Genomic DNA, 9,177 nt, shown 5'->3' with positions numbered 1-9,177 from the left:
CCTCCTCGACATCCCCCTGACGCTGCCGCCACTGACCATCGGCATGGCCTGGCACCCCCGGCACACGGCCGACGGAGCCCACCGCTGGCTCCGCGACGCCGTCCGCCGGGCTCTCCGGGCACCGGCGGCGGCTTCGGGCCCGACCGCGAAGGCGGATGCGAGCGAGCCCGAGCGGGACGACACGGGAAGGCACAACTAGCCTGCGGGACACCGGGTGTCGGGGGTGGGTAGGGCGCCGGTCGTCACGCAGTGGTCCAGGTAGCGGAAGAACAGGTCGCGGTCGACGGGCGGGCAGGTGATGCCGCTGCCGGCCAGGCCCGCGCGGACCCGGTCGGCGCGGACGTGCCCGAGGCGCAGGTCGGTCGGGCGGTCTTGGCCGTCCGAGTCGTCTGCCGCGGAGTCGAAGAAGGCGAGCGTCGTGGCCGCCGCGTCGGCCGAACGGGGAAGCCGCTCCCGCCAGTTGGCGAGCGGCAGGACCCGTACCGGATAGCCGTACGCCCGTACCCAGTCGTACACGTCGGCGAGCCGGACCCGGGGCAGGGTCGCGTGGTTGAAGACCCCGGCCGTCCCCTCGTCCCGGCGCAGGCACAGATGAACCAGGGAACGCGCGACGAAGTCCACCGGGGTCCAGACCTCGTCCTCGAAGAGCTCGGGCACGATGCCCGCGGGGACACCGGCCCGCAGCACGCTCCACAGGAAGTCGCGCTCGTTGACGTATCCGGTGCGAGCGGGCCCGAGCACCCGGCCCAACCGGTGGACGGTGACGGGCAGTCCGCGTTGCGCCGCCTGTTCCAGGAGGTGTTCGGAGGCCCACTTGGACCGCTGGTAGCCGTGCCGCAGGCCCTCGTGGAACGGCAGGAACTCCTCCGGCACCTCGGGGCGGTGGCGCGCCGGAGGGGCGACGGAGAGGGTGGAGACGTAGTGCAGGGGTGTCGTGCCGACGGCCGCGAGGCGCAGCAGGCGCCGGGTGGACTCGGTGTTGGCGGCGCGCAGGGTGGTGTAGTCACGCAGGATGCTCACGGACGCCGCGTTGTGGAAGATCGCGTCGCAGCTCGCCGCGAGGTCGGCCAGGGCCTCCGGAGGCAGGCCGAGGTCGGTACGGGCCAGATCGGCGGGCAGGGCCGTCAGGCGGGCCGAAGCCCGTTCACCGGGTGCGATGCCGTGCCGTGTGAGGGCCGCGTGGACGCGGGCGGTGGCCTCCGGTACGTCGGCCGCCCGTACCGTGCAGACGATCTCGGCGTCCGTGTCCGCCAGGAGCCGGGCCAGCAGGTGGGAGCCGACGAAGCCGGTGGCGCCGGTGAGGAGGATGCGCCGGGGGGCTTCTCGTGGGGTGCGCTTCGCGCCCGGCCGGATGTCCGGATCGAGTTCGGCGTCGTGGAGGAGGACCCTGGGAGGCGGGAGTACGGTCGGGGCCGGGGCGGGGCGCGGCCGTTCGGGGTCGGAGTCCACCTCCGGTTCTGCTCCCGTTTCCACTCCCACTCTCGCTCCGGTTTCTGCGCCTGATCCCGCTTCTGCTTTCGCTCCCGCTTTCCCTTCCGCTCCCGCTTCCCCTTCGGTGAGGAATCGGACCAGGCCTGCGGCGGTGGGGTGTTGGAAGAGCCAGGCGACCTTCACCTCCCGGCCGAGTTCCACGCCGAGCCGGTTGGCGGCCTGGATGGCCTGGAGGGAATGGGCACCCAGGTCGAACACGTCGTCGTGCACGGCGACGGCTTCGGTGCCGAGGATCTGCCGCCAGACGCCGGTCACGGTCCGTTCCAGGGGGCTTCCTTCGGCGGGGGCACGGTGGACGGGCGCCCGGTGGGCGGGCGGCTCGGCGAGGGCGGCCCGGTCGATCTTGCCCGAGCCGGTGCGGGGCAGCCGGTCGACGACCTCGACAGCGGAGGGGACCATCGCCGGGGGCAGCCTCGCCCGAAGGTGGTCCCTGATCTCGGCGGCGGACGGTGCCGGGGCCTCGGCCACCGCAGGGGCGACCACATGGGCGACCAGCCGCCGGGTGCCGTCCGGCAGGACCTGTCCGGCGACGGCCGCCTCCCGGATGCCGGAATGGGTGAGCAGGGCGTTCTCCACCTCGGCGGGCTGCACCCGATGACCGCTGATCTTGAACTCGGCGTCGGCGCGGCCGAGATGGCGCAGCTGCCCGTCCGCGCCGATGCGGACCAGGTCCCCGGTGCGGTAGGCGCGCGGGGCGTCCGCGAGGGCCGTGAGCGGGGCGAAGCGCGCGCCGTCCGGCAGGTCTCCCCGGTAGCCGTCGGCGAGGGTTGGGCCCAGCAGATACAGCTCGCCGTCGACGACGGCCGCCCTGGTGCCGGGCAGGGGCAGGCCGATGGGCACGTCACCGGCGGCGAGCCCCGGGGCGCTGAGGTCGGCGACGGTGGCGACCACGGTGGCCTCGGTGGGGCCGTAGGTGTTCAGCAGCGTGACCGAGGTGCCCACCGACTCACGCCAGCGCTCGACCCGTTCGGGCAGGGCGGGCTCGCCGCCGATGACGACGGTCCGGACGCCCTCGGGCAAGGTGGCGGCGCCGGTGGAGACCGCGTGGGCGAGTTCGTGCCAGTAGGCGGTCGGCAGGTCCAGCACGCTCACCCGCAGCCGGGCGCAGGCGTCGAGGAAGTCCGCCGCCGAATCCGTCATGTCGTCGGTCCGCACCACCAGGGTGGCACCGGCGCACAGGGTCAGGAAGATCTCCTCCACGCTGGCGTCGAAGTGCGGGGGCGCGAACTGGAGGACGCGGTCCTTTCGGCGCAGCCCGTAGCGGTGCGTGGCCGCGGCGACGAAGTGCGCGAGCGCGGCATGCCCGACCGCCACGCCCTTGGGGCGGCCGGTGGAGCCCGAGGTGTGCAGGACGTAGGCGAGGTCCGTGGGCTCGGGCGCGGGCGCCGAGGGGGTGCCGGTGGTGCCGGGTCCCGTGTCCGGCCCGTCCAGCAGAAGTACGGGGTGCTCGGGGTGCTCCATGAACCCGGCCGTGTGATCGCCGGTGGTCAGGACGAGCGGCGGGGCGGCGTCGGCCAGCAGCCGGGCGGTACGGTCGGCGGGTGCCCCCGGGTCGAGGGGGCAGTAGGCGGCCCCCGACAGCAGCACGCCGAGCAGGGCGGTCACCGCGTACGTCCCCCGGGGCAGCGCTACGGCCACCAGGTCGCCCTTTCCGACACCGCGACCGGCGATCTCCCGGGCGATGTCGCGTGCGGCGCCGAGGAGTTGGGCGTAGGTCAGGGTCGCTCCGGCGTGCTCGACGGCGACGGCTCCGCCCCGGCGGGCGGCGTGGTCGGCGATCAGGCTCAGTACCGGGCGGGCGGGGACCGGCAGGGGGCCGCCGTCGAGCACGGGCACGGTGCGGTGCGCCCGCCCTCCGCCGAGCGGCCGGTCCGGGTCGGCGAGTGCCTCCGCCAGCAGGGCGAGGAGTCCTTCCTGGAACGCGGCCGCCTCGGACTCGGCGTACAGGTGGGGATTGGCGTCGACGGCGATGCGCAGCCCGGTGCCGTCCGCACGGTCGTAGACGTTGACGGCCAGGTCGTCGACGGGGCCCGCGGACACGTTGTGGACGGTGCTGGGATGCCCCGCGAACTTCAGGTCGTACGCGAACGGCATGATGTTCACGCCCGGCCCGGACAGCCGGCGTTGCCCGCCCACCAGCTTCAGGTCGCGGCGCAACTGCTCGTAGCGGTAACGCTGGTGGGGCAGCGCGGCGCGCAGTTCGCGCGAGATCCGGGGGGCGAGGACGCGGAGGCTGTCGTCGGGGGTGACGGGGACCCGTAGGGGCAGGATGTTGCGCACCGTGGCGGGCACCCGCAGCGCCACCGATCCGAGGCGGCCCATCGCGGGCAGGCTCAGGACGATCTCCGGTGCCCGGGTGAGCCGGTGCAGTTGGGCGACGGTCGCCGCGAGGAGTATCTCCGACCAGGTGACCGACAACGCGCGGGCCACGGTGCGCAGTCGGCCGGTCGTGGCCGGGTCGAGCTCGGCGAGGTGCCGGTGAAAGGTGCGGGCGGGCAGGGCGGAGCGGCCCGCCGGACCGGGCACCGGCGGGTGGTCGGCGTAGCGGCCGGTCCAGTAGGCGCGGTCCTCGGTGTGGCGGGCGGATCCCCGGTAGGCGCGTTCCTCGGCCCGGACGGATTCCAGGGTGCCGAAGCCGCTCTCCGGTACGGGCTCGCCCGCCGTGAGCGCGGTGTAGACCTGGGCGACGCGCCGGGCGACGAGGGAGAGCCCGAAGCCGTCGAGGGCGATGTGGTGGACGCGGTGGTACCAGAGGAACTCCTCCGGCGCGGTCCGCAGCAGGGCGTGGCCGAAGACCGGGCCGCGGGTGAGGTCGACGGGACGGGCCATGTCCTGGTCCATCCAGGCCGACGCGCGGGCCCGCGGGTCGGGTTCGGCGGTGAGGTCCGCGAGGTGGAGGTGCCAGCCGTCGGCCGGGGTGTCGATCTGCCAGGGGCGGCCGGTGTCGTCGGTGTCGAAGGTGACGTTCAGTGCCTCGGTCTCGGCGACGACATGGCGCAGGGCCTGCTCGAAGAGGGCCGTGTCCAGCGGACCGGCGACGCACAGGTACTCGGCGGTGTTGTACGCCGGGCTGTCCGTGTCGAGTTGCTGGCCGGCCCAGATGCCCTCCTGGGCGGCCAGCAGTGGACGTCGTTCAGGCGTCGGCACGACCGGCTCCCGGTATGCGTGCGGTGAGCAGCTGCCACCACTGGGCGAAGGAGGTGCGCTCGGCGAGGTCGACGAAGGTCACGTCGGCGCCCGCCGCCTGCCAGCGCTCCAGCAGGGTGACGATGCGCAGCGAGTCCAGTCCGGCGTCCAACGGGCCCTGTTCCAGGTCGACTTCACCGGGTTCCAGGAACAGGCACTCCGCGAGGTCCGCGCGAAAGCCGTCCAGGGTGAGGTGTCCAGGCATGGGTGGAGCCGTAGGTTGAGGCAGGGGTTCAGGCATGGGTTCGGGGGCTCTCTCTCGGTGGCGGGGCGGCCAGTTGACCTTGCGGGCGGAGTCGCGCCAGTAGCGGTCGCGCAGTTCGCGGCGGAGGATCTTGCCGCTCGGGTTGCGCGGGACGTGGTCCGTGAACTCGTAGCTCGCGGGCAGTTTGAACGCGGCCAGCCTCGGGACGAGGAACGTGTGCAGGTCCCGCCCGCTGGGGCGGGTACCGGCCGCGGGGACGACGAAGGCGTGGACCCGCTCGCCCCACCGCTCGTCGGGGACCCCGATCACCACCGCCTCCCCCACCGTGGGGTGGCGTTCCAGCACGTTCTCGATCTCGGCGGGGTAGACGTTCTCACCGGCGACCAGGATGGCGTCCTTGATGCGGTCGTGGATGAAGACGTAGCCGTCCGTGTCGAGGTAGCCGGCGTCACCGGTGTGGATCCAGCCGTCCACAAGCGCCTCCGCGGTCTTGTCGGGCAGGCCCCAGTACTCGACCATCCGGGCGGGGGTGCGCAGGCAGACCTCGCCCACGGCGCCCGGCGGCAGTTCACGGCCCCGGCCGTCGATCGCCCTGGCCCGCACCCCCGGGTAGGGGCGTCCGGCGGCCTGCATGAGGGGGCCGCCGGGGACATGGGCGGCCGGTGGCAGGCAGACCGCGGTGTTCCCGGTCTCTGTCAGGCCGTAGATCTGGGCGAACTCGCAGTCCAGGACGGCGAGACTCTCCTCCAGCAGCGCCTCGGAGATCGGGGAGCCGCCGTACACGGTCTTGCGCAGGGTGGTGAAGTCCTCGGCGCGGACGCCGGGTTCGGTGAGCATCATGCGCAGCATGGCCGGGACCACGCAGGCGGTGGTGACGCCGAGGCCGCGGATGAGGTCCACGGCCCCCCGGGCGGCGAAGGCGCGCAGGGCGACGATCGTCGTACCGGCGTTGAGGTTCTGCGTGGCCCACCACAGACCGCCGACATGGAATCCGGGGATGCCGACCAGGGCGATGTCGCCCTCCCGCCAGTCGATCCAGTCCAGGTCCTCGCTCGCGAGGGCGTCGCGGATCGCGAAGAAGCTGCGGTGCGCGAGTACGACTCCCTTGGGGAGCCCGGTGGTGCCGCTGGTGTAGAGCTGCGCGACCGGAGTGTCGGGGGTCGCCTCGAACTCCGTTTCGCTGTCGGGGTGTTCGGCGCGCCAGCCGGTGATCGAGTCCACCGGGACGACGGTCCCCGGAGGCCGGGTGGGCATGGCCTGCACGATCGGCGCGAACTCGCCTTCGAGGAACAGCAGTCGGGTGCCGGAGTCCTGGAGGATGTGGCTCACCTCGGGCGCGGCGAGCCGCCAGTTGACCGGGACCAGCACGGTACCGGTCTTGGCGCAGGCGAACAGCGCCTCGTAGTAGTGCTCGGACTCCTTCCCCAGGTAGGCGACCCGGTCGCCCTCACGGAGGCCCGCGGCGCGCAGGGCGTGCGCCATGCGGTTGCTGCCGCGGTGCAGTTCCCCGTACGTCAGGGTGCGGCCCTCGCAGAGCACCGCGGCGGCCTCGGGCTGCCGGGCGGCGTGGAAGCGGGTGGTGTGGACGAGGGTGCTCAGTTCTGGGTGGTGGAGTCTCGCGCCCCGGGGCCGCGGCGCCGTGGTCGTCTCCATGGGCGGTCTCCCTTCGATGGGTGGTTCAGGGGACGTCGACAGATGATTCAAGGGACTTCGACGAGTGGTTCAGGGGATGTTGATGAAGGCGAGGGTGGCCTCGCCGTCGCACCGGCCGCCGTGGGCGTCCCGGTAGCGGAAGACGGTCGGGGCGTGGAGGAAGGGACCGGCCGCGCCGGAGGTGCGCCGGGTCACGGAGCGGAACTCCATCTCCCCCGTGAACCGGCGGGGTTCGACGGGCCGCCGGAAGTTCGCCGCGAAGCGGGCGATGAGGATGTCCGGGAGCTGATGGCGCCAGAAGTCGTCCAGGGTCCAGTCCTCGAACCCGGTCAGCAGTCCCTCTTTCACGGACTTGGCGACCAGGTAGTACATCATCTGGTTGTAGGCGATGTTGACCTCGACCGAGTTCAGATGGCCGGTGTCGTCGATGTAGCAGGACTCCGGGATCGCGAACGCGCAGCGGGCGGAGGAGAGTCCGTCGGACGCCGTGACCTCGGCGGACCTCAGGTACGTGCAGTGCTCCTTGTAGGGCGCGAGGACGCGGGCCAGGAGTTCCTCGTCGGTGGGGTACGACCGTTGCGGCGGGGCGGTGGGGCGGTCGGCGGCGGGCGCGGTCATGCGGCGCGCATCCCGTCGTACAGTGCCCGCTCGTCGTGCACGGTGACCCGGTAGGAGACGGTGGGCTCCGGGGTGGTGGTGTGGCGGGCCCGGTGGATGAGGCTGCGGTTGTCCCAGACCAGCAGGTCGCCCTGCTCGAAGCTCTGGAGGTGGATGCCCTCGTGGGCGAAGGTGTCGTCGAGCTGGCCGGTGGCTTCGAAGAGGCGGTCCAGCAGCTTGCCTTCGAGCGGTTCGCCGTCCTGGCCCTCGATGCCGACGGTGAAGCCCTCGCTGACGTAGAGGACCGTTTCCCCGGTCATCGGGTGGGTGAAGGCGGTGGGCCGCACGACCGGCGGGGTCCTCGTCTCGACCTCCTCGATGATCTCGGAGAGGGGGCGGTAGACGTCCTGCGGCCGGATCTTGAAGTACTTGCGCACGGAGTGCCGGCAGCGCGTTCCCTTGACCGCCGCTCTCAGCTCCTCGGACAGCCGCTCGTACGCGCTGCCCATGTCGATGAAATAGGTGCCGCGGTTCTTCTCCGGGATCACCTGCGGGTAGATCAGGGTGAGGCCGAAGGGGTCGGGCATGAACTGGTAGTCGGCGTGCCAGAACTTGCCCGTCTTCGGCACGCCTATCTGCCTGCCGTCCTCGGGGACGTTGGAGGAGACGAACACCTCCGGGACGTCCGGGTGCCGGTACATCGGTTCGTAGTACGTCTCGGGTCGGCCAAGGCGCCTGCCGAGGGCGAGGAACTGGGCGGGAGTGAGGTCCTGCCCCTTCAGGATGGCGATCTTCTTCGTGTAGACAGTCCTCTTGAGGGCCTGGATGTCGGCTTCGGAGGCCGTGATGTGGTCGAAGTCCTCGACGGTGACGCCGAGCGCCGCGCCGGGCTGGTCCTTGATCTGCATGACTGCCGGTCCTTCCGGGTTTCGGTCGGGGTGCTGGAGGCTCAGACGGTGGTGGTGCGCCGGGAGTCGACGAGTTCGGCGATCTCGGCGAGGGTGCGGCTGGGTTCGAGTTCGTCGTCGCCGACGGTGACGCCCAGATCGCGGGCGATACGGATGCTGATCTCGACCGTGGTCAGGGAGTCGACGTCCAGCGCGCCGAGGGTGGCATCGGGGCGGATGAGGGCGGTGGGTATGTCGTGCAGGCCGACGATGACGGCGACGAGCCGGTCGTAGGTGGTCATGGTGTGATCCGTTCCGGTTGAGGGTTCAAGGTGAGCTCTGGCCAGGTCAGGAGGCAGGAACCCCAGGTGAGGCCGCCGCCGAAGGCGGTGAGCAGGAGGCGGTCGCCGGGCCGGATCCGATCGGCGGCCAGGGCGTCGGCCAGGGCGAGTGGTATGGAGGCGGCTCCCGTGTTGCCGCGGGTGTCGACGTTGGTGACACAGCGGTCCCGGGACAGGCCCAGGTCGTCGGCGACGGAGTGCAGGATGCGCAGGTTGGCCTGGTGGGGCACGAAGTGGTCGAGGTCGCCGATCGTCCATCCGGCGCCGGACAGCGCGGCGCGGGCGGAGGCGGCCATCCGGGTCACCGCGTGCCGGTACACCTCCTTGCCGCGCATCGCGAAATGCCGCTCGGCATCGGTGGGTCGACCGCGGGTGGCCCGCCGGCGGGAGCCACCCGCGGCGACCGTGATCAGGTCCTCGTGGGCGCCGTCGCTGCCGAGGTCGAAGTGGCCCACCACGCCCGGCTCGTCCGGGTCCCCGGCGCGCAGCACCACCGCTCCGGCGCCGTCCCCGAAGATGATCGCGTTGGCCCTGTCCAGCGGGTCGACGATGGTGGAGTAGGTGTCCGCGCCGATCAGCAGGACCCGTTCGGCGACGCCGGCGGCGATCAGCCCGGCCGCGGTGGCGAGGCCGTACACGAAGCCGGTGCACACCGCGCCGACGTCGAACGCCGCGGCTCCCGCCAGGCCGAGGCGGGTGGCGACCAGGGGTGCGGTGGCGGGGCAGGGCCGGTCCGGGGTCGTCGTGGCGACGATCACCGTGTCGGCCGTTCCGGTCCCGGCCGAGCGCAGTGCCCGCCGCCCCGCCTCGACCGCGA

5 protein-coding genes and 2 pseudogenes are annotated in these 9,177 nt (G+C 72.5%); 1 reads left to right on the top strand and 6 read right to left on the bottom strand.

What is annotated here, in order from left to right; translation table 11 throughout:
• A pseudogene (locus CCN72_RS12455) lies at positions 1–199 on the top strand (hypothetical protein); the annotation flags it as partial.
• Here the strand turns inward: CCN72_RS12455 and CCN72_RS12450 are convergent.
• The 6 genes and pseudogenes from CCN72_RS12450 to CCN72_RS12425 all read right to left on the bottom strand — a co-directional run.
• Complete coding sequence (locus CCN72_RS12450) at positions 196–4,638, bottom strand: non-ribosomal peptide synthetase (protein ID WP_086807582.1); 4,443 nt, start codon at positions 4,636–4,638, stop codon at positions 196–198. The pseudogene CCN72_RS12455 and the gene CCN72_RS12450 overlap by 4 nt on opposite strands.
• Before the next feature lie 316 nt (positions 4,639–4,954).
• Positions 4,955–6,535 (bottom strand): annotated as a pseudogene (locus tag CCN72_RS12445) (long-chain-fatty-acid--CoA ligase); the annotation flags it as partial.
• 69 nt (positions 6,536–6,604) lie between these two features.
• Positions 6,605–7,153 (bottom strand): (2E)-enoyl-ACP glycyltransferase, encoded by a 549-nt coding sequence (scoD, locus tag CCN72_RS12440; protein WP_086807581.1) that lies wholly within the window; start codon positions 7,151–7,153, stop codon positions 6,605–6,607.
• Positions 7,150–8,040, bottom strand: a complete 891-nt coding sequence (scoE, locus tag CCN72_RS12435; RefSeq protein WP_086807580.1) for a (3R)-3-[(carboxymethyl)amino]fatty acid oxygenase/decarboxylase — start codon at positions 8,038–8,040, stop codon at positions 7,150–7,152. The genes scoD and scoE overlap by 4 nt, the downstream gene beginning before the upstream one ends.
• Positions 8,041–8,081: 41 nt before the next feature.
• Positions 8,082–8,321, bottom strand: coding sequence for an acyl carrier protein (locus CCN72_RS12430; protein WP_086807579.1), 240 nt, complete (start codon positions 8,319–8,321; stop codon positions 8,082–8,084).
• Positions 8,318–9,177: beta-ketoacyl-ACP synthase 3 (locus CCN72_RS12425; protein WP_086807578.1), on the bottom strand; the 860-nt coding region annotated here is incomplete at its 5' end. The genes CCN72_RS12430 and CCN72_RS12425, both read right to left, overlap by 4 nt.

The sequence above is a fragment of the Streptomyces murinus genome, from assembly GCF_002154555.1.
Taxonomy (GTDB): domain Bacteria; phylum Actinomycetota; class Actinomycetes; order Streptomycetales; family Streptomycetaceae; genus Streptomyces; species Streptomyces murinus.
This window is presented reverse-complemented; position numbering and strand designations above follow the sequence as displayed.